The organism is Aestuariimicrobium kwangyangense DSM 21549 (genome assembly GCF_000421525.1).
GTDB lineage: Bacteria > Actinomycetota > Actinomycetes > Propionibacteriales > Propionibacteriaceae > Aestuariimicrobium > Aestuariimicrobium kwangyangense.
The window spans coordinates 147124-171542 of sequence record NZ_ATXE01000003.1 but is presented as its reverse complement, the minus strand read 5'-3'; the positions used below and the strand labels follow the sequence as shown (position 1 = coordinate 171542).

The following is a 24419-nucleotide window of genomic DNA, read 5'->3' as shown; positions in this document are numbered from 1 at the left end:
CGCCCGGGCAGGGCCCACAGACGACCCGCAGCAGGGCCCGGAGAGGACCGGTGAGCGTGGCCCACACCCCCACTGGCACCCGCGGGGATCGTCCCGCTCGTCCTCGCTGGCGTCGTCCCTCGCAGTGGCCCGGGCTCGTCCGCGGATTCACCTGGTTGGGTCGCCGGCTCGCCCGGACCGCCGTGATCAATTGTGCCGTTCGCCTGCGATTCGCACCTCTGACTCGATGGAGTGGGGGCATGACCGAACCGACGATCGTGAACCCGGCCAGCGATGCCCTCGTGCACCTCATCGATGCCCATGCGGCCGCCATCGGCTCCGAACTGAAGAGGGACGACGCCCGGGCCTTCTTCCGCGAGGCCATGCTGAACACCTGGCAGACCACACTGAACCCGCAGCCCGACGGGTCGGTGTTCGTGATCACCGGCGACATCCCGGCCATGTGGCTGCGCGACTCGTCCGCCCAACTTCGGCCCTACCTGCTGCTGGTCAGCGAGTCCGAGGAGGTTCGCGCCTCGATCGCGGGGCTGATCCGCAGGCAATGGCAGCAGATCGCGATCGACCCCTACGCCAATGCCTTCAACGTCGAGCCCAACAGCGCCTCGTGGCACGCCGCGGACCTGTGTGACAACCCGTGGGTGTGGGAGGAGAAGTACGAGATCGACTCCCTAGCCTTCCCGATCCAACTGGCCTGGCAGTACTGGAAGGTCACCGGGGACGCCCCGACCTTGGCGCCGGTGCACGAAGGGGCCCGGACCGTCATCGACCTGTGGCGCCTCGAGCAGCACCACGAGCAACGGTCGAGCTACCGGTTCGTCCGCGAAGGCACCGATGACACCCTGGGCCCGGACGGCCGGGGAAACCCGGTCGCCGTCACCGGGATGACCTGGTCGGGATTTCGTCCCAGCGACGACGCCTGCAGCTACCACTACAACGTGCCGGCGCAGTACTTCGCCGCACACACCTTGGGTCTGTTGGCCGACCTCGCCCGCAGCATCTGGGACGACAGGGCGCTCGCCGACGACGCCACGGCCCTGGCCGACGAGATCCGCGCGGGAATCGAGGCCCACGCGATCACGGGCGAAGGGACACTGGCCTACGAGGTCAACGGGCTGGGCGACGAACTGCTGATGGACGACGCCAACATGCCCAGCCTGCTGAGCCTTCCGCTGTGCAGCGACCTGACGATCACCGACGAGCGCTACCAGGTCACCAGGGCCTGGATCCTGAGCGACGCCAACCCCTTCTACCAGCAGGGTTCGCATGCCCGCGGCATCGGCAGTCCGCACACCCCTGAGGGCTACGTCTGGCCGATCGCGCTGGCGGTGCAGGGGCTGACCGCGTCCAGCCGGGACGAGGCGCTCGGTCTGGCGGCCTGCCTGCTCGACACCACCGGCGGTACCGGGTTGATGCACGAGGGCTCCAACCCCGACAACCCGGACGAGTTCACGCGTCCGTGGTTCAGCTGGGCCAACTCGATGGCATGCGAGTTGCTGTTGTCACTGACCGGGCACACGATGGAGCAGGCGACCTCGGTGCGGTGAGCGTCGCGCGAGGTCTCGACAGGGCGCTGATTGCTCGCGCCCACTCGACCGATGTCCCGGGGGCCCGCAGCCGGGAGCCCGACAGGAGTTCGGACCGCATCGACGCGAACAGGGGCGGCGTCCACGAGGTGATGCCGGTGGTGGTGATCGAGGTGATCTGCCCCGCCTCGTCCCGCGCGACCCGTAGTTCCTCGCCGAAGGACGAGAACCCGTCGCGGGCCTGGGCCCGCAGGGTGCCGGCGTCGACGATCGTGTGGCTGACCGCCGAACCCGTCGGGTCAGCTGCCTCGGACGACAAGGCCAGAACCGTGCCCGGGAGCGGCACCAGGTGGGTGCTCCCCCACAGCGAGGTGAATCGTCCCCGGAAGCGGTCATCCGGTGCATCGGTCGAGGTGCCGACGAGCGCGGCGGCGTGATCGATCAGCTTGATCAGCGTGGTTGCCCACTCGCTGGCCGACGATCCGTTGCGGTTGGTGAGCACGGACACCGACAGCCCGGTCGCCGGGTCCCCCCACGTCTGGGTGATGTGGCCCGGGAAGCCGCCCGAGTGGCCGATCACGAAGCGCTGCCCGATCTCGCGCATGATCCATCCCAGCCCGTACCAGCGGGTCTGTCCTGCCTCGACGATGGTCGACTCCTTGCGCTGCATCAGCCGCTTCGAGGCGTCCGAGAGCAGGAGGTCGGTGCCGAGCGCGTGCGCCGCCAGCCAAGCGGTCGTCGCCTCGGCATTGGCCCAGCAGCCGGTCGCGGCCCCCTCGGCGTGGGTGTCGACGGGAGCGATGGTCTCGATCCGGGCCAGCTCAGTGGGGGCCAGCTGGCTCGGGGCCAGCTTCGAGGGGTCGCCACCGTCGACACCGACCGCCTGCATGGCGTGTCCGCTGGCGTACTCGACGCCATCGTCCCCGTGGCCGAGCTCGGGGCCCAGCACCAGGTCATCGTCGACGAACGAGCGCAACGGCGCGACCAGTTCGAGGACCACGTCGTGCCAGCTTCGTCCGGTCACCTGCTCGACCACCAGTCCGAGCGCCGAGTAGCCGATGTTCGTGTAGTGGAAGTGGGTGTTCGGCGCGTACACCAGGTCGCGGCGGAGCTCGGCGATCAGCTGGTCGCGGTCGTTGAAGCGGCGTGCCAGCTGCCAGAAGTTCGCGTCCTCACCGTCGCGGAGCACCCCGGCCTGGTGGCTCAGCAGCTCGCGCAGGGTGACCTCGCCGGCGGGTACGTCGGCCAACTCGGGCAGCCAGTGGCCCAGGGTGTCGTCCAACCGCAGGGCGCCCGCCTCAGCCAACTGCATCACCGCGGTGGCCGTGAACGTCTTGGAGTGCGAAGCGATCCGGAAGGCGTGGCGGGTGGTCAACGGCACCCGCGAGGGCTCGTCGGCCCACCCGACCGCGAAGGAACTGAGCAGCTCGCGGCCCCTTCGGATCGCCACCTGCACTCCCGGCACGCCCGTGCGGAGCCGCTGGGTGTCGATCCAGTCGACCAGGAAGGGCTCCAGCCAGCCAATGACCTCGGCCAGTCGGGTGTCACCCGACGTGTCGTGGATGGCGTCCGTGGATTCGATGCTGGTGGCGTCGTTCATGGTCCGATCCAACCAGAGTGGACGCAGACTGGCGCCCGGAGTCCCGGCACTCCCCCGCCAGACGCGGCAGTCCCCCCGGACGAGGCACTCCCCACCAGAGGAGTGGGACAGTCCCGCCGACTTGTCTAGGCTTGCGCGGGTGAGCGACCAGCAGCCCCTGCGCATCCCCAGCCGGACCGGGGCGGCGCGTGTGCACCGCGAGGTGGTGAGCTTCGTCCGTCGCTCCGATCGCATGAACCCCTCGCAGCAGAAGGCCTGGGCCCGACACGCGGACGACTGGCTGGTGCCCGTCAGCCAACTCGAGACCGAGACCTCCGTGGCGCCCGACCAGCGCCTCGACCTGACTGCCCTGTTCGGACGAGAGGCCCCGCTGGCCGTCGAGATCGGCACCGGCACCGGAGAGTCGACCGAGGCGCTGGCCGGCGCCCACCCGGAGTGGAACATCCTGGCCTTCGAGGTCTTCCAGCCGGCCGTCGCGAGCGCCATGAACCTGCTCGGACGCGAAGGTCACACCAACGTCCGGTTCGCGATGAACGACGCCGCCGCGGGGCTACGCCACCTGCTGGCCGAGGGCTCCGTCACCGAGCTGTGGACCTTCTTCCCCGACCCTTGGCACAAGACTCGCCACCACAAGCGGCGACTGGTCCAGGCCGAGTTCGCCGCCCTGGTCGCAGACCGGCTCGCTCCGTCGGGGGTGTGGCGGTTGGCCACCGACTGGGACGACTACGCCCACTGGTTGCACACCACCCTCGACTCGGAACCGCGGCTACGGAACCCACACCTTCCGGCCGACGCCGCCCCGTGCCCCGCCTTGGCCGACGACGTGCCGTGTGACTACGCGGGATGGGCGCCGAGGCTCGGGCTTCGTCCGATCACAAAGTTCGAGGCCAAGGGGCTGGCCGCCGGACGCAGCGTGCACGACCTCACCTACGTGCGCCGCCCAGCTGAGCCAGATCCGGGACGACCATGATCCGCTGGCGGATCGACCTCGCCTACGACGGCACCGCCTTCCACGGGTGGGCCGAGCAGCCAGGTCTGCGCACGGTGCAGGGCGAACTTGAGCGCTGGCTGCCCCAGGTGCTGCGGTTGGACCAGCCCGTCCGGCTCACGGTGGCCGGACGCACGGACGCCGGCGTGCACGCCGACGCGCAGGTCTGCCATGTCGACCTGCCCGACGAGGTGGACACCTCGTCCCTGCTCCACCGCCTTCGTCGAGTGCTCGCCGACGACATCGCGATCCGCTCGATCACCGCCGCCCCCGAGGGGTTCGACGCCCGCTTCTCTGCGCTCTGGCGTCGCTACCGCTACCGCATCTGGGACGACGCCTCCGTGCGGACCCCCACCCGACGGCACCAGGTCGCCCCCGCCAAGGGAACCCTCGACGTCGCCGCCATGCAGACAGCCGCGGACCTGCTGCGCGGACTGCGCGACTTCGCCGCATTCTGCAAGCCCCGCGACGGCGCCACCACCATCCGCACCCTGCGGCGGGTGGCCGTGGAACGCGACGAGCAGGGCCAGGTCGACACGGTGCTGGTGGCGGACGCCTTCTGCCACTCGATGGTGCGGTCGGTGATGGGGGCGCTGGTGGCGATCGGGCAACACCGTCGCGGTCTGGCCTGGCTCGAGGAGGTGCTCACCCTCGACCGGCGCGCCAGCGACATCACCGTCATGCCCGCGCGAGGACTCACCCTCGAGGCCGTCGGCTACCCCGCCGACACCGACCTGGCCGAACGCGCGGAGCAGTCGCGCCGGCACCGCGAGCCGACCGAACTCGTCGAAGGGGCCGAGATCGAAGTCCCGGACGAACTCACCGACGGCGTGCGACTGGAGGACCTGTGAGCCACTACTTCGACTCCCCTGCCGAGCCCCTCGACCTCAACCTCGTGCGCACGGTGGACTGCCAGATCTGGGACGAGACGCTGACCTTCCGCACCGCGGCAGGGGTGTTCTCGGGAACCCGGCTCGACCCGGGCACCAGCGTGCTCCTCAAGGAGTCGGCGCCGCCGACGGGTGCCCTGCGGGTGGCAGATGTGGGGTGTGGATTCGGGCCCATCGCCGTCGCGCTGGCGAGGGTGGCCCCCGAGGCGCTGGTGGACGCGGTGGACGTGAACGACCGGGCGTTGCAGTTGACTCGGCTCAACGCCGACTCCCTCGGCGTGGGTGACAGGGTGCGGGCGCTTCGTCCGGACGAGGTCGACCCCACGACGCGCTACGACCAGATCTGGTCGAACCCACCCATTCGCATCGGCAAGCCGGCCCTGCACGAACTGCTGCTGACCTGGCTCCCGAGGCTCGCCCCGGCCGGCGAGGCAAGGCTGGTGGTGGGCAGGAACCTCGGTGCGGACTCCCTGCAGCGCTGGATCGGTGAGCAGCGGGTCGATGGGGTGCGATTCGCCTGTGAACGGGCGGCGTCAGCCAAGGGTTTCCGGGTGCTGAGCGTGCGCCTGCTGCCCTGACTGCATTGTTCGCGACCGGCCGCTCACGGTCTCCGATCCAGAACCGCTCCCCAGCGCCGAATGTGGCACGTGGTGGTCAACATTCCGCGCCACCGCACGGGTATGGATCGCCGGGGACGAGCCCCGGCCGGTGACCTGCGCGGGGCATCCGTGACCCGGGTGGCTCGTCGCCGCCGGCGGGCTGTACTGTGATCCGCAGATCCACCTCGTGGGGGAATCCGGTGTGAATCCGGGACTGACCCGCAGCCGTGAGGATCGACACCCGGGCTTGTGCTCGAAGGTGGCGTCCGAGTCGGAATGCCCGCGTTCTGGACCGACCCATGTTCGAGAACGAACACCCGCCGAGGCACGCGGGCCGGGGTCGAGGACGAGGGGCACCCCCAGGGGAGGCCGGCGATCTTCGGAACCGCTCCGCCGCCTCTCCCGAGAGGAACTCCCCATGTCTGTGACCCGCAACGATCGGATCACGCGCCTGCTGGCCGCCGGGTTTGCCGCCAGCATCGCCCTCAGCGGCGCGGTCGCCGCCGGCTCCCTGACCACCGCCGAGGCCGCCCCCATCACCGTGGCCGCCGTCACCAACCCTGCCCAGACCCAGCAGGCGGCTGACTGGATCGCCCACCAGTGGGCCAGCAACCCGGCCCAGTTCACCGCCGGCAACCTGGAGGACGCGATCCTCGCGCTGGCATCGAGCGAGTCCCACTCCGACGTGGTGGCCGAGATGGTCGACACCCTCCTCCCGCTGGCTGTCGACAACTCCTACAACGCCGGTTCGGCAGGCAAGCTGGCCCTGGTCGCCGCGGTCGTCGGCAAGGACCCCCGCTCGTTCGGTGGGGTCGACCTGATCGACGTGACCACCACGAGCCTGGCCACCGATCCCACTGCCGGCGGCTCGTTCGGCCTCGCCCTGGCGGTGCTGGGCCTCACTCGCAACAACGTGGACGTTCCCGCCGCAGCGCTGGCCGAGGTGGTCTCACAGCAGGGACCTGATGGTGGCTACGGCTACATCGAGACCTGGAACAACAACACCTTCGTGACCGACCCCGACTCGACCGCTCTGATGATCTCGGCCCTGCTCACCCTGGACGGCAACGGTGCCGATCCCAGCATCACGACCGCGCTCACCAAGGCACAGGCGTGGGCGAAGCAGAACACCACGGCGCCCGGCTACTGGGACAACTACTCACCGGCCAACACCACCGGCCTGATGGCCGCCGCACTTGACGACGCCGGTGTCGACGTCCAGGCAGCCACCACCTGGCTCAAGGGCATCCAACTCGGCGACGGCGGCTTCCCAGCCGCTCTGGACTCGACGGACTCGAACCTGATGGCCACCAACCAGGCCATCCTGGGTCTCGCCGGCGCCAGCTATGCGACGGTCACCCTCGTTGCGGGTGACTCGACCTCGACCCCCTCCGCCCCGGCATCATCGGCCCCGGCGTCGTCGGCCCCCGTCACCTCGGCCCCGGCGAGCCCCGACCCGACGTCCTCGGCTCCGTCGCCCTCCGTGACCGTCTCGTCAACCCCGACCACACGTCCGATCGGCCTGCCCGACACCGGTGACGAGGGCACGCCCGCTGCGCTCTGGGTCACCCTCGGCTTCGGTGCCGTGGCAGCCGGCGCCCTGGTCGCTCGTCGTCGCTGATGTTCGCGACCAACCCGAATGCGGATCGTGTGCTGGTCTCGCGGCTGGTGAAGGTGCTCATCGGGTTCGCCGTCATCCTGCTCTCGAGCGTGGCGCTGGCCCATCCCAGCGCCACCGCCCGAGAACTCGCGGATCGGACCCTGGGCGCGAGTGTGGCCGACAGTTGCGTCGGCTCCGGCAAGGTGTGGCTGGTCGTGGTCACCGACGGCGGATCCACCCTGCGCAACCAGTGCGTGGGCAACCCCGGCAGCGGGACTGCGGCCCTGCAGAACGCGGGGCTCTCGCTCACCTACCGCTCGGGCTACCTCTGCACGATCGGCGGCTACCCCGCGGCCTGCCCCACCACCTACAACGGGCAGTACTGGAGCTACTGGATCGCCAAGCCGGGCGGTTCGTGGAGCTACTCCAACCTGGGCGCCGACGCGCGCAAGCCACCGGCAGGCACCCTCGATGGATGGTGCTACACGGCCCCGGGCGACCAGTCCAGCCAGAAGTCGACCTGCCTGCGGCAGCTCAACGCCCGGGTGAACCCGGCCAGCACCGTGCCAACGGCGCCGCAGCCCAGCGCCGCGCCCACCACGGCAACGGCCAAGCCGACCACTGCCCGGCCGACCACCAGCCAGCCGAAGCCCACCAGCCTCAAGCCCACCCAGCCACGGACGACCCGGCCCCCCACCGTGGGGACGCGCACCACCGCGCCCACCACCGCGAAGACCTGGCCGACCATCAGTCGGCGGCCCGGCGCGACCACGGCCGCCCCCCGGGCGTCCACGTCGTCGAAGCCGTCCCGCGTGGCCTCCTCACCGTCCGCAGCGAGCAGCAGTCAGTCTGAAGGGTCGACCCAGAGCCCCACCACCTCCACCTCACCCAGTCAGGAAGCCACCACGGTTCCGGCCACGGTGACCGACTCCGGCTCCCCCACCGGGCTGGTCGTCACCGGCGCGGTGGTGGTCGCCGGCGCCGCCGGACTGGGCGGCTACCTGTGGCGCATTCGTCGCCCCTGATCGGGCACGACACGCGGCGATGACGACCTGATGGCACGCACCGAGGCACCCACCCATCCCTGGGCCTGGTGGGTGTGGGCCCTGTTCGCCGCCGGCGCGGTCTCGGTGACCACCAACCCCTTGCTGCTGGTGTTGGTGGTGGCCGCGGTCGTCGCGGTCGTCGTCGCACGCCGCAGCGACGCCCCGTGGGCCCGGTCGGTGAGCACCTACTTCATGCTGGCGCTCGTGATCGTTGCCTTCAGGGTCGTCATGCAGGTCGTCTTCGGTGGGCAGCGGACGGGATTCGTCCTGTTCAGCCTGCCGGAACTACCCCTGCCCGCCTGGGCCGCAGGTATCAGGCTGGGTGGCCCGGTCACGCTCAACTCCCTGCTGGCTGCCCTCTACGACGGCCTACGGCTGGCCGCCATCATCATCTGCGTGGGTGCCGCCAACGCACTGGCGAATCCTCGGCGGGCCCTGCGCAACGTGCCTGCGGCCCTCCATGAGCTGTCGGTGGCCGTGGTGATCGCCCTGTCGGTCGCACCGCAGCTGGTCGAGTCGGCCCACCGGGTGCGACGCGCCAGACGGCTGCGCGGCGGACGGGTGAAGGGCTGGCGGGCCGTGCCCGCGTTGGTCGTCCCCATCCTCGAGGACGCCGTGGAGCGCTCGCTGACCCTGGCCACCAGCATGGAGGCACGCGGCTACGGACGCACCCGTGACCTGACCCGGGTGCCGCGCTGGGTGAGCGCAAGTCTGTTGCTCGCCGTGATGGCGGTCACCTTCGGCGTGTTCCTGCTGCTCGGCGTGCCGGGAGGAGCCCGCCCCGGTGTGGTCTGCCTGCTCGTCGGGGTGGTCGTCACCGCCGTGGGGCTGCGCGCCTCGGGACGGCGACTCTCGGTCACCCGCTACCGTCCCGATCGATGGCGCTGGCGCGAGACGGCCACGGTCGCTCTGGCCCTGGCCGGACTGCTCGCTGTCGCCGGCGTGATGGTGCTCGATGCGGGCGTGCTGAACCCGCCCACCAGACCCTTGACCTGGCCCTCGCTCCACCCCCTCTTCCTGGTGGCAGCGGTGCTCTTCGCCGCACCGATCGCGGCGACCGTGCCCGATGCCCCCTCCCCCTCGTCCGAGAGGCCACGATGATCAGCTTCGACGAGGTCAGCATCCGCTACACCGAGTCGGCCAGCCCCGTGATCGCCGATGCCTCGTTCACCATTCCCGACGGCGACCTGTGTCTGGTCGTGGGCGGCACCGGTTCGGGCAAGACCACCCTGCTGCGCGCCATCAACGGGCTGGTGCCCCACTTCGTGGGGGGCATCATGACGGGCCGGGTGATCGTCAACGGACGCTCGACCCGCGCCGAACGACCCAGGGAACTGGCCGACCTCATCGGCTTCGTGGGCCAGAACCCGCTCGCCGGTTTCGTCACCGACACCGTCGAGGACGAGGTGGCCTACGGCATGGAACAGCTGGGCATCGCCGCCACGGCCATGCGCAAGCGGGTCGAGGAGACGCTCGACCTGATGAACATCGCCGAGCTGCGCCGTCGTCCCCTCATGCAACTGTCGGGCGGTCAACAACAGCGGGTGGCCATCGCCTCGGTACTGGCCGCCCAACCGCGGGTCATCGTGCTGGACGAACCCACCTCGGCCCTCGACCCCACCGCGGCCCAGGACGTGCTAAGCGCCTTGACCACCCTCGTGCACGACGTGGGGATGACCGCCGTCGTCGCCGAGCACCGGCTGGAGCGAGTGATGCAGGCCGCCGACCAGGTGCTCTGGTTACCGGGTGACGGATCGGCCACGCTGGGCCCCGCCGCACAGGTGTTGGGACGGGCGAGCGTGGTACCGCCGCTGGCCGAACTGGCCCACGCCCTGGGCTGGTCAGAAGTTCCGCTGTCAGTACGTGACGCCCGTCGCCGGGTGGCGCGGGAACGGATCACCCTGCGCCCCTTGGCTGCGGGTCCCGACCCGCTGCGCCCGTCGAGTGGGGAGCGAAGCGACCGTGTCGAGAGGCCCGCGGTCTGCCTCCGCTCCCTCACGGTCAAGCACGGCCAACTGAGAGCCGTGGACGAACTCAGCCTCACCCTCGAGGGCGGGTCCATCACCGCGCTGATGGGTCGCAACGGAGCAGGCAAGTCGTCCCTGATGTGGGCGATCCAGGGGGCCCTTCCCAGCACGGGCACCCTGTCGGTGGCAGGGCGGGACCCCCGCACCCTCTCAGCGGAGGCCGCGCGCAGCCTCGTCGGGCTGGTGCCCCAGGAGGCTGCCGACCTGCTGCACCTGCACACCGTCGGGCTCGAGTGCGCCCAGTCCGACCGCGAGTCCGGGGTCAACGCGGGCACCACGTGGGCGCTGCTGCAGAGGTTGGGTGCCGACTTCGACGCCGACCACCACCCCCGCGACCTGTCGGAGGGCCAGCGGTTGGCCCTGGTGCTGGCGATCCAGTTGTCGGCCGGCCCGTCCGTGATGCTGCTCGACGAGCCGACCCGCGGGCTCGACTACACCATGAAGCACAACCTGGCCCTCATCCTGCGCGACCTGGTCGACCGCGGCACCTGCGTGGTGGTGAGCACCCACGATGTGGAGTTCGCCGCCCGCATCTCGCAGCGCACCATCGTGATGGCCGAGGGTGAGGTGGTCGCCGACGGCCCGACCCGCGAGGTCTGCACCTCGTCTCCCGCGTTCGCCCCGCAGGTCACCAAGGTCTTCCTGCCCGATCCGGTGCTGACCACCGACGAGGTGGTGGCGCGCCGTGTCTGATCCCGTGGCCCGCCGGGCCGTCCCCCTGTCACCGCGCTCGACCGCACTGCTGGCCGTGGTGACCCCGCTGACGGTGGCGGCGTTCGTGTGGCCGCTGTGGTTCCACCCGAGCGGGGTGGCGTCGAATTCGCAGCTCGCACCCCTGGTCTTCGCGTTGATCCTGCCCGTGGTGCTGGCCGTCGTGATCTCACACCTGACCGGCGACGACCTCGACGTGAAGGCCCTAGCGCTGTTGGGGGTGATGTCTGCCGTGGTGGCCGTCGTCCGTCCCCTGGGGGCAGGCACCGCGGGCATCGAGACCGTCTTCTTCCCGATCGTCATCGCCGGACGAGCCCTGGGGCCCGGGTTCGGGTTCGTGCTGGGGACCACCGGGCTGCTGACCTCGGCGCTGTTGACCGGCGGGGTGGGGCCGTGGCTCCCCTACCAGATGCTGGCCGCCGCCTTGGTCGGACTGTTCTCGGGACTGTTGCCTCGACTGCGGGGACGAGCCGAGGTCGTCCTGCTCGCCGGCTGGTCGCTGCTGATCGCGTTCGCCTACGGCTGGCTGATGGACCTCTCGTTCTGGCCGTTCATGACCGGCATGGGTTCGACCATCAGCTACGACCCGCACGCGTCGGCCTGGGTGAACCTGCACCGGTTCGCGCTCTACAACGTGGCCACCTCGATGGGCTGGAATCTCGGACGAGCGCTGACCACGGCAGCGCTGGTGCTGGTGCTGGGCTCGCCCATGCTGCGGATCCTGCGCAGGGCCGCGGTGAAGGGCCGTTTCGCCTGAGTCCTTCCCGTCGGTCCCGGGACGCCGATCGAGTAGGGGCGAAGAGTGGGCTCTTCTCTCGTCGGTCGAGTAGGGAGCGAAGCGACCGTGTCGAAACCGGCAGCGCTCAGTTCTGCACCATGTCGAGCATGCGGGTGCGCTGCGCTGTGTAGCGAAGGGTACGACCCTCCCCGAGGTCGAACTCGCCCTCGTCGGTGAGCACCGTGGCGAATCCGCGCGCACCCTCCTTGCCCTTCACGGAGATGGACCCGTTCCTGCTCGCTGACACCTGGAGCTTCGTGTGTCCGCGTTGGGTCGTGGCCGAGGGACCGTCGAGCAGGATCTCGTCGACCACCCGGCCCTCGGACAGGATCGCCAACGACCCGTTGAGCGCCGGACGACGTCCGCGCAGCACAGCCAGCACGATTCCGACCAGGACGAGCGCGGCCATCGCACCACCACCCGCGAGGGGCAGCCACGCCGGAATGCCACTGGACGACGTCGTCGCGACGTCGGCGCCGCCTGACGACGGCTGCGTCTCGGGACTCGGTGAGGAGGGGGCGGCCGAGGTCGGGCCCGCGCTGGCCTCAGGTGCAGTGACGGTGACGGCTCCGCTCGAGAGACTGCTGGGCAGCTTCAACCCGGCGGCCGCCAGTTGGGTCTGCCACGGGCTCGAGAGCTTCGCGGCCAGCGTGATGGTCGACCCACCCGCAGGGAGCCCCGTGATCGTCAGCGTGAGATCGGACGACGCCCCCGGCTGGAGATCGACCGAGGCAGGGTCGACAGTCGCCGTCGCTCCGGTGACTCCGGAGACGGAGAAACCCGAAATGGTCACCGGCACCCGGGTGGCGGACGAGGACAGGTGCACCCGGGCGGTGACCGGTGACCCCACTCGGTTCTGTGGGTCAGGCGTCACGTGGTCGACCACCACCGAGACGGGAGCCTTGAGGTCGGCGGCCAGCGCCTGCGCCACGCGCACCTTGGTGAGTTCACGGGTGATGCCCGCGAGATAGCCCACGATGTCAGCGGGGTCAGCGACCGTCGCCTTGGGGAAGACCGAGGTGAGCAGGCGGGCGTCGGTCTTGCCGCCGATCGAGACGGCGAAGGCGCCGACCTGTCTGCCCTGGATGGCCTTGGCGGCCCGGGTTCGCAATGAATCCCAGGAGTCGGCCTGGCCATTGGGGTACTTGGACGACGGTGACGCGTCGATCTCGCCATCGGTCAACAGCACGAGGGCGCCAACCTTGCGAGACTTGGCCAGAGCTGTGACCCCGGCGTCGATGGCTGCTCCGATGTCGGTCTGCTTGCCCGTCGGCTCCTTGGGGAGATGGGCCAGCACCTGGGCGGACGACGGCTTCGCTGCCTGCCAGGTCGACCGGACCCCGTCATCGAAGGTGATCATGGTGACTCGGTCACCGGTTCCGAGCTGGCCGGCCAACGCTCCGAGCGCCTGTCGCACGCGACCCCAGCGGCCGTCCTGCTTCATCGAGGCGGAGGTGTCGACCAGCAGCACGTAGTCGGTGGGCTCCGTTGCGACACCGACCCTGCCGGCCAGATCACTCAACTGGTCCGCATGGCCCACCGACGGCGCTGCGAACAGCATCGTCAGGGCCATCAAAAGGGCCCCCCAAAGTCTACGCACAGCTCATGATGACGTAACCTCGAGCGGCGTGTCCGATTCCGTTATGGAAACGTTATACGTCCGGGGTCTCGACCGCTTGACTGAGGGGACTCTTCACGGATTTACTTCTCATCGGGCGGACGTGTATCGCCCTGGGGGGGATCAGCACCAGCGTTGCCCCACAACAAGGCTTTTCTTCTTTCCGAAAGGGGCAACTCTCATGGTTGCACTGTACGTCTTCATCCAGACCGCCCTCATGGGCCGTTTCGAGAACAAGTCCAAGGGTGCCACTGCCGTGGAGTACGGCATCATGGTCGCCGCCATCGCCGTGGCGATTCTCGCCACCGTCTTCCTGCTCGGCGACAAGGTGGCGGCCCTGTTCGCCACCATCACCGCCAAGCTGCCGTGATCGACTGACTGGCTCGGGCCACCGTGGCGTGAAGCCTCGGTGGCCCGGCCCATTACTGGGGAAAAGAACATACGCGTGGGGGGCGCAGGCATGAAGGGTCGAAAGGGCCAAAGGGGGGCAGCAGCCGTCGAATTCGCACTGGTCTTGCCGGTGCTGCTCGTGCTGCTGTTGGGAATCATCGAGTACGGCTACCAATTCTTTCTCTACGGTTCGGCCGCCGGCGCCGCGCGCGAAGGCGCCAGGGCCATGGCGATCAGCACGAAGTCCGCAGACGCAGTCACCAAGGCCGACCTGGCTTTCACGAACACCACGGGAAAGATCGGGAGCATCGCGGTCTCCCCCGGGGGAACGTGCACGGCCGGCAACCCCGTGGTCGTGACGGTGACGTACAACTACTCCGGGCTCACCGGATTTTTCGGAAGCAAGCACGTCACCGGGAAGGGTGAGATGCGATGCGGAGGCTGAGGGAGCGCTCCCAGCGGGGCGCGGTGGCGGTGTCGACCGCCCTGCTGTGCGTGGTGCTGATCGGCTTCACGGCCATTGCCGTGGACGTCGGGGCTCTCTGGTGGGACCGTAGCCAACTCCAGAATGGCGCAGACTCGGCAGCCCTTGCCCTGGCGCAGAGTTGCGTCAAGGGGCCGGGTGTCACCATGTGCGAACCCAACGAGTTGGCCATGGCCACCACCTACGCCACCGGCAACAAGGTGGACAACGCCTCGTCCACGGTGTCGGTCACCTCGATCACCCATGGCGACGGGTGGGTCAAGGTCGATGTCACCACCACCCGCAACCACTGGTTCGCTCCGGTGATCGGCCAAAAGTCCAGCGTCGTCAACGCGAGCGCCACCGTCAAGTGGGGTGGCGTCGGAGGTGCGTCGGTGCTGCCCTTCGTTGTGGGCGACTGCCAACTTGCCAACATCGCCTCCGGCTCGACGGTGACGCTCTGGACTAAGGGCGGCTCGTCCCCCACCTGTGGACTCACCAGCGGCAACACCATCACTGGGAATTTCGGCTGGTTGAAGGACCCCAATCCTGATGCGACCGATCCCGCACTCGCGTGCACGGTCAAGACTTCGGTGAACGGCACCGTCGCTGGGAACACGGGCGATCCAGGTCCTTCCCTGTCGATCGATGCGTGCAACAGCATCCTCTCCACGCTGCATGGGCGAGAGGTCCTTCTTCCAGTCTTCGACAGCTACACCGGTTCCGGAAGCAACATCGTCTTTCACTTGTCTGCCTACGCCGTGATCCGGGTCGACACCTATTGCCTGAACGCCCAGAAGGGCTGGGGCTACCCGACAAGCGGTTGCAAGAGTGAGAACGAGAAGTGGATCACTGGCACCTTCATCAAGAAGGTGTTCCTTGACGCTACGCTCGGCGGCCCCAGCTACGGCGCCACCACTGTTCAACTGACGGCCTGATCACCACTACCGAAAGCTACTCATGAAACGCCGCGTTCTCGCCGCCATCGTCGCCAGCGTTCTGGCCCTCGCGGGCGTGGTGATGATTGCTCTCTACGTGCAGCAATCCGACCGTCGGGCCATGCGCACCCTCGAACCGACCAGTGTTCTGATCGTCACCCAGGAGATCGCGAAGGGCACACCGGCCAGACTGGGCAAGAACATCGAGGCTCGCACCCTCCCCCGATCAGCCGTGGCACCGGGGGTCGTGACTGATCTCGGCACCCTCCAGGGGTTGGTCGCCGACACCGACCTGCATCCGGGCGAGCAGGTGTTCATCGACCGATTCACCAAGCCCGAAGCGCTCACCAACGACGACGTGGTCGTCCCCGAGAAGTTGGTGCAGGTGACCGTGAAGCTTGATCCCGAGCGACTGCTCGGCGGCCAGCTGAAGGCCGGTGACACCGTCGGCGTCGACATCTCATGGGTTGACACGAAGTCCGTCCACTACACCTACCCGTTGCTCCACAAGATCCTGGTCACCAAGGTGATCAGCACGGCGCCGAAGGAGGACGGCGCCAGCGCGGCGCCCGTCCCCCAGTACGTCACGCTGGCTGTGGCCAACACCGAGGCGGACCGACTGGTGTGGGCCTCCGAGCACGGCACCATCTACCTGACTCTCGAGCGCGAGAAGTCCAAGACCGACGACGGCTCCTTGGTCGTGTGGGGTGACCCGAACGTGCTCCCGGGTGACGTGCCCACCGGCTCGAGCTCGTCCTCACCGACACCGAAGGCCGGCTCATGAGCGGCGTCCTGATGCTCGCCCAAGCGGCCGCGGCGTCCGAGCTCATCACCGAGGCCACCGCCGGTCAGGTGACCGTGCTCGAGGGTGAACAGGTGAAGAGCCCCCAGGTCGTGGCCCAGCACCTCGCCGTTCAACCGGAACTCGTGTTGATCGACGCCACTGTGGATCCCTCAGAAGCGCTGGGAATCAGCGGCTGGGTGGTCGAACGGTTCGGCGCCCCGGTCGTCCTGATCAGCGATGACGCCTCGCTGGGCCTGCAAGCCATGCGCGCCGGGGTTCGCGACATGCTCCGCGTCACCAGCACCCCCGCCGAGGCGAGGGACACGATCTCCCGCAATCGTCGCTTGGCTGGCAGCAGCGGCGACGCCGTCCATCGTGGGCGCGTCGTCACGGTCGCCTCCCCCAAGGGCGGGGTCGGCAAGACGACCATCACGACCAACATCGCCGTCGGGCTCGCCCTCGCCACTCAACTCCCCGTCGTGCTGGTCGACCTCGACCTGCACTTCGGCGACGTGGCCAGCGCACTCAACCTCGAGCCGGAGTACACCCTGCCCGAGACCGCCCGTGCCGCCCTCGCGGGTGACCCACTCGCGCTGAAGCCGTACCTCACGCGCCACGAAACCGGCTTGTGGGTGGTCGCCGGGAGCGATGATCCGGTCGCCGCCGACGCCGTCACGGCCCAGGAGATCACCGGCCTGCTGCGCACCCTCACTCTCGACTTCGCCTACGTCGTCGTCGACACCGCACCGGGCCTGGCGGAAGCCACCCTCACGGCGCTCGACCTGACCAGTGACTTGGTGCTGGTCACGGGGCTTGACGTTCCGGGCGTGCGGGGGCTGCGCAAGGAGATCGAGACATTGAACGAACTGTCGATGTTGATGGAAACCCGTCAGATCGTCCTGAACTTCGCCGATCCCTCCCGCGGACTCTCCGTCGCCGACGTCGAGGCGACCGTGCGGGCCAAGGTCGATGTCGCCATCCCGACCGCCGGCATCGTCCCGATCTCGGTCAACCAAGGGATCCCGCTGCTGCAGAGTCGTGGCAACGACAAGATCTCCCGCCAACTCGACCAGATCGTCGGGCGTCTGGTCGGCCGCCCCACGGTCGAAACCAAGCGCGGACTCTTCTCCCGGCGCAAGGAGAGCGCATGAACCTCGCCGAGCGACTCGCCGCCGCGCGGGGGCAGATGCCGGTCCCTCCCCCCGCCGCCACCGGTCCGCTGCCACGAGTCGACCACAACGTTGCATCCTCACCCGCCCGCAGTGCCGACGAGCCGCCAGCTCCTGACGCCGGTCGCGACGAGGTCATCGTGCCGCCGCAGCGATCGAGTCCCGATGAGCCCGACGACTCGTTCTGGGCCGCGCCCCCCAGCCGGGCGATGACACCCGGCGGTGGTGCGCAGCCAGGCTCCCCAGACGCCGATGAAGAGGTGGGCCTCGGCTCCCTGGCCGCCCGCGGAGGTGTGGTGCCCGGCAAGCAGGACGCCATGCGTCGCCTGCAGGACCGCACCATCACCAGCCTCTACGAGCGGTTGGGCAACCGACTGTCCGACTCGGAACTCACCGACGAGCAACTGCGCCAGATGGTGCAGTCCGAGCTCGCCACGCTGATCGAGGGCGAGAGCCTCGCCATGAGTGGACCGGAACGTCGGCGCTTCGTCGAGGAGGTGCAGTCGGACATCTTGGGGCTCGGCCCCATCCAGGGTCTGCTCGCCGACCCCTCAGTGACCGAGGTGATGGTCAACGGGCCGCACCACGTCTACGTCGAGCACGGCGGTCGGCTGTATCTCTCGGGCGTTCAGTTCCGCGACGAGCCCCACCTGCGCCAGATCATCGACCGCATCGTGGGCCGGATCGGCCGCCGCATTGACGAGTCCTCCCCCCTGGTCGATGCCCGCCTCGAGGACGGCTCCCGCGTCAACGCCATCATCCCGCCGCTGGCGGTGAGCGGTTCGACGCTCACCATCCGCAAGTTCAGCCATGACGCGCTCAGCGTCCCCGACCTGATCAGGCTCGACACCCTCTCACCCGGCATCGCCGACCTGCTGGCCGCCTGCGTGCGAGCACGGCTGAACATCATCATCTCGGGGGGAACCGGCACCGGGAAGACGACCCTGCTGAACGTGGTCTCGTCGTTCATCCCCGAGGGGGAGCGGATCATCTCGATCGAGGACGCAGTGGAGCTGCAGTTGCAGCAGGAACACGTGGTCAGACTGGAGTCGCGTCCCGCCAACATCGAGGGCAAGGGCGAGATCGGCATCCGCGAACTCGTCCGCAACGCACTCCGCATGCGACCCGACCGCATCGTGGTGGGCGAGGTGCGTGGTGCCGAGGCGCTCGACATGTTGCAGGCCATGAACACCGGTCACGACGGCTCCCTGTCGACGGTGCACGCGAACACCCCCCGTGACGCTCTCGCCCGCCTCGAGACCCTCGTGCTGATGGCGGGCCTCGACCTGCCCCTGCGCGCGATCCGCGAACAGATCGCCAGCTCCATCGACCTGATCGTGCAGCTCGCTCGCCTGCGTGACGGCACCCGGCGTGTGGTCGCCGTCACCGAGGTGCACGGCATGGAGGGGCAGATCGTCACCCTGCAGGACATCTTCATGTTCGACTACAGCGCCGGCGTCGACCCCAACGGACGCTTCCTCGGTCACGTTCAGCCCACCGGCGTCCGCCCCGCGTTCGCGGAGAAGTTCGCCGACCTGGGCATCCACCTCCCGCCGCAGATCTTCGGCGACCCGATGGTGTGGTCACGATGACGTGGTGGCGCGACGGTTACCTCGGCACGGGAGCGGCGCTGGGAGTGGTCGCCTTCGTGGTCGTGCTCATCCTTGTGGTCGCTCCCCGTTCGCCCGTGGTGCCGCGGAACCGTAGGCGACCTGTCGACGACCCGGGCGACACTGCGGTCGGCGGCATCGCCAAACGGCTCACCGCCGGCGTCGACCGGGCGCTCACGAGCCGGGACAGCCATCTTGCTGAACGGCTCGACGTCGCCGGCATTCGGCTGCCCGCCAGCAATCTCGTGGTGCTGACCGGATCAGGCATGATCGTCGGCTTCGCACTGGGACTCCTCCTTGGCCTCCCGCTGCTCTCTTTCGCCTTGTTGGCCCTGATTCCCATCGGAGTGATGCTGACGATCCGTGTGATGACCGACAGGCGCCGGGCGGCCTTCGCAGGCCAACTCGACGAAACCGCCCAGATGCTCGCCGGAAGCCTTCGCTCGGGGTACTCCTTCACCCAAGCCCTGGCCACCGTGGGCAAGGAGGCGGTCAGCCCCACCGGTGAGGAGTTCGTCCGCATCACCAACGAGTTGCGACTGGGTCGTCCGATCGCCGACTCGATGGAGAACACCGCCCGGCGCATGAAGAGTGAGGACTTCTCGTGGATCGGGCAGGCGGTGGCGATCAACCGGGAGGTGGGCGGCAACCTGGCCGATGTGCTCGAGGGGGTGTCGCACACGATCCGGGAACGCGCGCAGTTGCGTCGGCAGGTGCAGTCGCTGAGTTCGGAGGGCCGGCTGTCCGCGCTCGTGCTGATCGGCCTCCCCTTCGTGCTGGCCGGAGTCTTCGCTGTCGTCAATCCCAAGTACATCGGATTGCTGTTCACCCGACTGCTGGGCTGGGTGATGTTGGGCATGGCCGCGATCCTGCTCACCATCGGCAGTCTGTGGCTGCGCGTCGCCGTCCGGATCAAGTACTGAGGCCGCCATGCTCCCCCTCGGACTCACCCTGCTCGGCCTGGGGCTGGCCACCGTACTGGCTGTGCTGTTCGCCGGTCGCGACCCGGTGCGCGTCCGCGCCATGGCGAACCTGCAGCGCGGTCGCGGTGTTGACGCCACTGTCGCCCGCCGTCAACAGGGCAACCTCGGATTCGCCCGCTGGATCGACACCCCGGCCAGGCGCGGCCGCCTCGAACTGGCCTTGGCGAAGGCCGGATTCCCCAGTGGGTGGACGGTCGACCAACTGCTTTCCATCAAGGTGCTGGGGACGCTCTTCTCCCTCGTGCTGGCCACCCTGGCGTGGGCCACCGGGAAGAATCCCCTCCTCGTGCTGATGTTGCTCGGCATGGCAGTGCTGGCCTTCTTCCTGCCGGACCTCCTGCTGTACAACACCTTCCTCAAGCGTCGGGAGCAGATCGACCTCGAGTTGGCCGACACCCTCGACCAGATGAGCATTGCGGTCCAGGCCGGACTCGGCTTCGACGCGGCGATGCTCCGCGTCGCGCGCAACGGGCGTGGTGTGCTCGCAGGAGAGCTGATCCGCACCATGCAGGACGTGCAGGTGGGCCAGTCCCGGCGTAGCGCCTACGAAGACCTGGCCCGTCGTACGGGCTCCGACCCGCTGCGGAGGTTCGTGCGCACGGTGATCCAGGCCGAGTCGTACGGCATCCCTCTGGCCGACGTGCTGACCGCCCAGTCGGACGAGATGCGCATCGCGCGTCGCCAGATGGCCGAGAAGAAGGCCATGGAGATCCCCGTGAAGGTGGTCTTCCCGCTGATCCTCTGCATCCTGCCCGTGATCTTCCTGGTCATCCTGGGGCCGGCGGCCATCTCGATCATCGACGCCTTCACGGGCGTCCTGAAGTGACGTTGCCGGACCAAGCGCCCGCGGGCGCAGCGGTGGTGGGTCCCGGTGACCCCTGGGTCAGGGTGGCGACCACGATGGCCGTGCTCGTCTGGGCCGCCCTGTTGCTTCACGACTGGTGGGCCCTGCCTGCCTTCGCCGTTGTCGCCTGGGCGTGGGGATCAGCAGTCGCGGTCGACCTGGCCCACCACGAACTGCCCGACCGCTACACCGTGAAGATGTTCCCGGTGTTCATCGCGCTGCTGGTCGTACCCGCCCTCGCGCACGGTGAGTGGAAGCGGCTCTGGATCGCGGTCGTGGTCGGGCTCGTGACGGCGTTCATGTTCTTCGTGCTCGCCTTCGTGCATCCCGCCGGCATGGGACTGGGGGACGTGAAGCTGGCGCTCTCGACCGGCGCGGCGGTCGGGTGGCTGGGGGGTGGCTGGGGCGCAATCCGCCTGGGCTTGCTGTCGCTCGCCATCGCGTTCGTGCTGGTGGCCATGACGAGCCTCGTCCTGTTGGCCCTGCGCCGGGCGAGCCGCGCAAGCGAGGTCGCCTTCGGCCCGTTCATGATCGCCGGAGTCCTGCTGACTCCCGCCGCCGCTGGCCTGCTCGGCTGGTGAGCCGACCGCCGTCGGACATGACGACGGGCCCCACCCTGAGGTGGGGACCCGTCGAAGAGCCACTCGGGGCCGATCGGAGCGACCGATCAGACCAGGTCGGCAGCCTGCGCCTTGGCGAAGCGCTGGGCGGCGTCGGCCCAGTTGACGACGTTCCACCATGCGGTGACGTAGTCGCCCTTCACGTTCTTGTACTGCAGGTAGTAGGCGTGCTCCCACATGTCCAGCTGCAGCACCGGCACCTGGCCGACGGGCAGGTTGCCCTGCTGGTCGAACAACTGGGCGACGTTCAGACGCTTGCCGAGCAGGTCCCAGACCAACATCGACCAACCGGAGCCCTGCAGGGCCTTGGCGTTCTCGTTGAAGTGGTTCTGGAAGCCCTCGAACGAGCCGAAGTACTCATCGATCGCCGAGGCCAGCTCACCATCGGGGCGGCCGCCGCCGTCCGGTGACATGTTCTTCCAGAACACGGAGTGGTTGATGTGGCCGCCCAGGTGGAAGGCGAGGTCCTTCTCGAGCTTGTTCACCGCGCCGAAGTCGTTCTTGTCGCGCGCCTCGGCCAGCTTCTCGAGGGCAGTGTTGGCGCCGGCGACGTAGGTGGCGTGGTGCTTGCTGTGGTGGAGCTCCATGATCTCGGGAGCGATGTGGGGGGCAAGTGCCCCGTAGTCGTAGTCGAGATCGGGCAGGGTGTAGACAGCCATGGTTCGCCTTTCGTTGCGGTACATGCTTCTGGTTCAGATCCTGTCGGACACGTTCCATTCAAGCCCTGATCCGGCACTCGTTCAACGTATCGGCGCAACGGACCGGGCTTTCGGTGCAACGGACTGGCCGATGGTCGCATTCCCGGCGACCGCCATGTGGGATTGGATGGGTCCGTGAACGAGCCCCGCCCCATCGTCCAACCTGCACGCACCACAACGCCGGCACGACAACCCCACACACCTGCCCTCGAGATGAGGGGCCTGACGAAGCGCTTCGGCGCCAAGGTCGCGGTGGACGACCTCTCACTGGTCGTCCCCGCCGGGTGCCTGTTCGGCCTGGTGGGGCCGAACGGAGCCGGCAAGACCACCACCTTGTCGATGGCCACCGGTCTGCTTCGCCCCGATTCCGGCGGGGTACGGGTGTGGGGCCACGACGTCTGGCGCGACCCTGTCTCGGCCAAGGCCCTGATGGGGGTGCTACCCGACGGGATGCGCCTGTTCGACCGACTCTCGGGTCGGGAGTTGCTGGCCTTCGTCGGCAGCATGCGGCGGGTGCCGTCGTCGGTGATCAGCGAGCGCAGCGGGGCACTGCTCGAGACCCTTGGCCTGACCGCCGACGCCGACACCCTGGTGGTGGACTACTCCGCCGGCATGACCAAGAAGATCGGGCTCGCCTGTGCACTCATCCACAACCCCCAGTTGCTGCTGTTGGACGAGCCTCTCGAGGCGGTGGACCCGGTGTCGAGCCAGGGCATCCGGGAACTGCTGAGACAGTTCGTGGATTCCGGCGGGACGGTGGTGATCTCGTCACACGTGATGGAACTGGTCGAGTCGCTCTGTGATGCCGTGGGGGTGATCGCCGCCGGCAAGGTGCTGGCGGTCGGACCCACCGAGGAGGTCAAGCAGGGCCAGTCTCTGCAGGACCGCTTCGTGGAACTGGTCGGAGGCCCGCAGCACGTGGCAGGGGAGGCAATGGCATGGTTGGGACGCTCCTTCGACTCCAACTGAAGCTCTCCTGGCGGGCGGTGCGCCGCAACGTCGGCATCCTCATCGCCCTGGCCATCGGAGGCCTGTACGCCCTCGGCTTCGTGCTCGCGGCGGTGGCAGGGCTGACTCTGTTGCGCGGCCAACCGCTGAGCTTGGCCGGTGTCGTGACCACCCTGGGGTTCGCGCTGGTGACGGTGGGCTGGCCGATGGTGACGCTGTTGGTGGCCGGCATGGACCAGACCTTGGATCCCGGACGATTCGCCCTCTTCCCGGTGCGGGCGAGGCAGCTGATGCCTGGCCTGCTCGCCGTGAGCCAGATCGGAGTGGGCGGTCTGATCACGCTCGCACTGGCCGCCGGGCAGGTGGTGACATGGTCACGCGCCCCCGGCCCACTGGTGTTCTCGGTGCTGGCGCTGCTGGTGGGCGTTCCCACCTGCGTGTTGCTGGCCCGCACCCTCGCCAGCTTCTTCTCGGCAGCCTTCAACCGGCGCCGCTGGCGCGACGTGGCTGCGCTGATCCTCGGCCTGTTCGGTTTGGGAGTCGGTGTGGCGATCCAGCTGCTGCAGCGCACCATCATGGACCACCGCCACGAGTTGGCGAGCACCCTGCAGCCAGCCGCGACCCTGCTCGGATGGACGCCGCTGGCATGGGCGTGGTCGATGCCCTGGGAGGCGGCGCACGGCCTGTGGTGGGTGGCGGCGGTCAAGTTGGTGCTCTCCGTGGCCTTCGTGGTCGTCCTGTGGAAGGTGTGGGAGCGCCAGCTCGACCTGGCGCTCGTCTCGCCCCTGCTCACCGGTGGTGACGGGACGAAGGTGCGCCCCCACTCCCGACTTGATCGACTGTTCCCCGACTCCCCCGCCGGTGCCGTGGCCGCTCGGTCCCTGCGGTACTGGCGACGGGACCCCCGACACCTGATGGTGCTCGTGTCGGTGTTCGCGGTGCCCTTCCTGATGGCCTTCCCGATGTTGATCAACCCCGAACTCGGTGGGGTGCACCGTGTCTCGACCACGCTGTACCCGATCGGAGGGATGGTGATGATGGCCGGGCTGACGGTCTCCACCGAGATCGTCTATGACGGCTCTGCCCTGTGGATGCACGTCACCTCGGGACTGCGGGGCATGGACGACCGGTGGGGGCGGGTGCTGGCGGTGCTGTGCATCCTGGGGCCGATCGCGCTCGTGAGCGCCACCGCCTTTCTGGCACTGTCCGGGCAGTGGGCGTGGGCCCCCGCCGTCTACGGGGGGATGATCGGCGCGGTCGGTGCCGGCATGGGTGTGGGCTCCCTGGCCGGCGCCGTGTGGCAGTACGCCGCACCCCCGCCGGGGCAGAACGCGTTCGGACGCACCAGCGGTGGCGGCATGGTCGGGCTGTTCCTGACCCTGGTCTGCATGGTCGGCACGCTGATCATCTCGCTGCCGTTCATCGGGCCGCTGTTGGTGAGCCTCGATCGTCCCTCCCTGGTGTGGCTGGTGGCAGTGATCGGGGCCTTGCTCGGCCCCGTCTACACCTGGCTCGGGGTGGTCTTCGGCGGCATGGTGCTGGACCGCACCTGGCCCGAGGTGCTGAAGCGGGTCACCTACCAAGGTTGAGCC

Annotated in this window: 23 protein-coding genes and 1 riboswitch; of the genes, 20 read left to right on the top strand and 3 right to left on the bottom strand. The window is 68.8% G+C overall.

The window, feature by feature from the left end:
- The first annotated feature begins 239 nt into the window (after window positions 1–239).
- A complete protein-coding gene (locus tag H507_RS16250) occupies window positions 240–1544 on the top strand; it encodes a glycoside hydrolase family 125 protein (RefSeq protein WP_022910720.1) in 1305 nt (434 codons plus the stop codon).
- Here H507_RS16250 and H507_RS16245 read toward each other — a convergent pair.
- A complete protein-coding gene (locus tag H507_RS16245; RefSeq protein WP_022910719.1) occupies window positions 1462–3123 on the bottom strand; it encodes a serine hydrolase domain-containing protein in 1662 nt (553 codons plus the stop codon). The genes H507_RS16250 and H507_RS16245 overlap by 83 nt on opposite strands.
- A 139-nt stretch (window positions 3124–3262) precedes the next feature.
- Here H507_RS16245 and trmB point away from each other — a divergent pair, with 139 nt between their 5' ends.
- The 8 genes from trmB (at window position 3263) to H507_RS0110720 (ending at window position 11741) form a co-directional block, all read left to right on the top strand.
- A complete protein-coding gene (gene trmB / locus H507_RS16240) occupies window positions 3263–4093 on the top strand; it encodes a tRNA (guanosine(46)-N7)-methyltransferase TrmB (protein WP_022910718.1) in 831 nt (276 codons plus the stop codon).
- Window positions 4090–4962 carry a tRNA pseudouridine(38-40) synthase TruA gene (truA, locus tag H507_RS16235; RefSeq protein WP_022910717.1) on the top strand — a complete coding sequence of 291 codons (873 nt, stop codon included), beginning with the start codon at window positions 4090–4092 and terminating at the stop codon, window positions 4960–4962. The genes trmB and truA overlap by 4 nt, the downstream gene beginning before the upstream one ends.
- Window positions 4959–5579 carry a class I SAM-dependent methyltransferase gene (locus H507_RS0110745; RefSeq protein ID WP_022910716.1) on the top strand — a complete coding sequence of 207 codons (621 nt, stop codon included), beginning with the start codon at window positions 4959–4961 and terminating at the stop codon, window positions 5577–5579. Before truA ends, H507_RS0110745 begins: the two co-directional genes overlap by 4 nt.
- 169 nt (window positions 5580–5748) lie before the next feature.
- A riboswitch (cobalamin riboswitch) is annotated at window positions 5749–5902 on the top strand.
- A 116-nt stretch (window positions 5903–6018) separates the two neighbouring features.
- Window positions 6019–7221, top strand: coding sequence for a prenyltransferase/squalene oxidase repeat-containing protein (locus tag H507_RS0110740; protein WP_022910715.1), 1203 nt, complete (start codon window positions 6019–6021; stop codon window positions 7219–7221).
- On the top strand, window positions 7221–8225 hold the full coding sequence (locus tag H507_RS17405) for a hypothetical protein (protein ID WP_022910714.1): 1005 nt from the start codon (window positions 7221–7223) through the stop codon (window positions 8223–8225). Before H507_RS0110740 ends, H507_RS17405 begins: the two co-directional genes overlap by 1 nt.
- 30 nt (window positions 8226–8255) lie before the next feature.
- Window positions 8256–9347, top strand: coding sequence for a CbiQ family ECF transporter T component (locus H507_RS16225; protein ID WP_022910713.1), 1092 nt, complete (start codon window positions 8256–8258; stop codon window positions 9345–9347).
- A complete protein-coding gene (locus tag H507_RS0110725; protein WP_022910712.1) occupies window positions 9344–10966 on the top strand; it encodes an ABC transporter ATP-binding protein in 1623 nt (540 codons plus the stop codon). Before H507_RS16225 ends, H507_RS0110725 begins: the two co-directional genes overlap by 4 nt.
- Before the next feature lie 4 nt (window positions 10967–10970).
- A complete protein-coding gene (locus tag H507_RS0110720; RefSeq protein ID WP_022910711.1) occupies window positions 10971–11741 on the top strand; it encodes an ECF transporter S component family protein in 771 nt (256 codons plus the stop codon).
- A 106-nt stretch (window positions 11742–11847) separates the two neighbouring features.
- On the opposite strand, the gene H507_RS0110715 is transcribed toward H507_RS0110720, so the two are convergent.
- Window positions 11848–13335 carry a vWA domain-containing protein gene (locus H507_RS0110715; protein WP_022910710.1) on the bottom strand — a complete coding sequence of 496 codons (1488 nt, stop codon included), beginning with the start codon at window positions 13333–13335 and terminating at the stop codon, window positions 11848–11850.
- Between the two features lie 226 nt (window positions 13336–13561).
- On the opposite strand from H507_RS0110715, the gene H507_RS0110710 reads away from it, so the two are divergent.
- From H507_RS0110710 to H507_RS17400, 9 genes are all read left to right on the top strand, one after another.
- Window positions 13562–13750: a Flp family type IVb pilin gene (locus H507_RS0110710; RefSeq protein WP_022910709.1), complete on the top strand. Its 189-nt coding sequence runs from the start codon at window positions 13562–13564 to the stop codon at window positions 13748–13750.
- Window positions 13751–13840: 90 nt separating this feature from the next.
- Window positions 13841–14215 carry a TadE/TadG family type IV pilus assembly protein gene (locus tag H507_RS0110705; protein ID WP_022910708.1) on the top strand — a complete coding sequence of 125 codons (375 nt, stop codon included), beginning with the start codon at window positions 13841–13843 and terminating at the stop codon, window positions 14213–14215.
- A gap of 23 nt (window positions 14216–14238) precedes the next feature.
- A complete protein-coding gene (locus tag H507_RS0110700) occupies window positions 14239–15171 on the top strand; it encodes a pilus assembly protein TadG-related protein (protein WP_022910707.1) in 933 nt (310 codons plus the stop codon).
- Window positions 15172–15193: 22 nt separating this feature from the next.
- A complete protein-coding gene (gene cpaB / locus H507_RS16220; RefSeq protein ID WP_022910706.1) occupies window positions 15194–15955 on the top strand; it encodes a Flp pilus assembly protein CpaB in 762 nt (253 codons plus the stop codon).
- A complete protein-coding gene (locus tag H507_RS16215) occupies window positions 15952–17106 on the top strand; it encodes a CpaE/TadZ family protein (RefSeq protein WP_022910705.1) in 1155 nt (384 codons plus the stop codon). The genes cpaB and H507_RS16215 overlap by 4 nt, the downstream gene beginning before the upstream one ends.
- Entirely contained in the window at window positions 17103–18716 is a 1614-nt protein-coding gene (locus H507_RS0110685) for a TadA family conjugal transfer-associated ATPase (protein WP_022910704.1), read from the top strand. The genes H507_RS16215 and H507_RS0110685 overlap by 4 nt, the downstream gene beginning before the upstream one ends.
- The gene (locus H507_RS0110680; RefSeq protein WP_022910703.1) at window positions 18713–19657 is read left to right on the top strand and encodes a type II secretion system F family protein; all 945 of its coding nucleotides are present in this window, start codon (window positions 18713–18715) and stop codon (window positions 19655–19657) included. The genes H507_RS0110685 and H507_RS0110680 overlap by 4 nt, the downstream gene beginning before the upstream one ends.
- Window positions 19658–19664: 7 nt before the next feature.
- Window positions 19665–20543, top strand: a complete 879-nt coding sequence (locus H507_RS16210) for a type II secretion system F family protein (protein ID WP_022910702.1) — start codon at window positions 19665–19667, stop codon at window positions 20541–20543.
- A 74-nt stretch (window positions 20544–20617) separates the two neighbouring features.
- Entirely contained in the window at window positions 20618–21142 is a 525-nt protein-coding gene (locus H507_RS17400; RefSeq protein WP_169512706.1) for a prepilin peptidase, read from the top strand.
- Between the two features lie 86 nt (window positions 21143–21228).
- Here H507_RS17400 and H507_RS0110660 read toward each other — a convergent pair whose 3' ends face one another.
- Complete coding sequence (locus H507_RS0110660; RefSeq protein WP_022910701.1) at window positions 21229–21840, bottom strand: superoxide dismutase; 612 nt, start codon at window positions 21838–21840, stop codon at window positions 21229–21231.
- 252 nt (window positions 21841–22092) lie between these two features.
- On the opposite strand from H507_RS0110660, the gene H507_RS0110650 reads away from it, so the two are divergent.
- Both H507_RS0110650 and H507_RS0110645 read left to right on the top strand, forming a co-directional pair.
- On the top strand, window positions 22093–22848 hold the full coding sequence (locus tag H507_RS0110650; protein ID WP_084707810.1) for an ABC transporter ATP-binding protein: 756 nt from the start codon (window positions 22093–22095) through the stop codon (window positions 22846–22848).
- Window positions 22818–24416 carry a hypothetical protein gene (locus H507_RS0110645; protein WP_157438960.1) on the top strand — a complete coding sequence of 533 codons (1599 nt, stop codon included), beginning with the start codon at window positions 22818–22820 and terminating at the stop codon, window positions 24414–24416. The genes H507_RS0110650 and H507_RS0110645 overlap by 31 nt, the downstream gene beginning before the upstream one ends.
- Window positions 24417–24419: the final 3 nt, after the last annotated feature.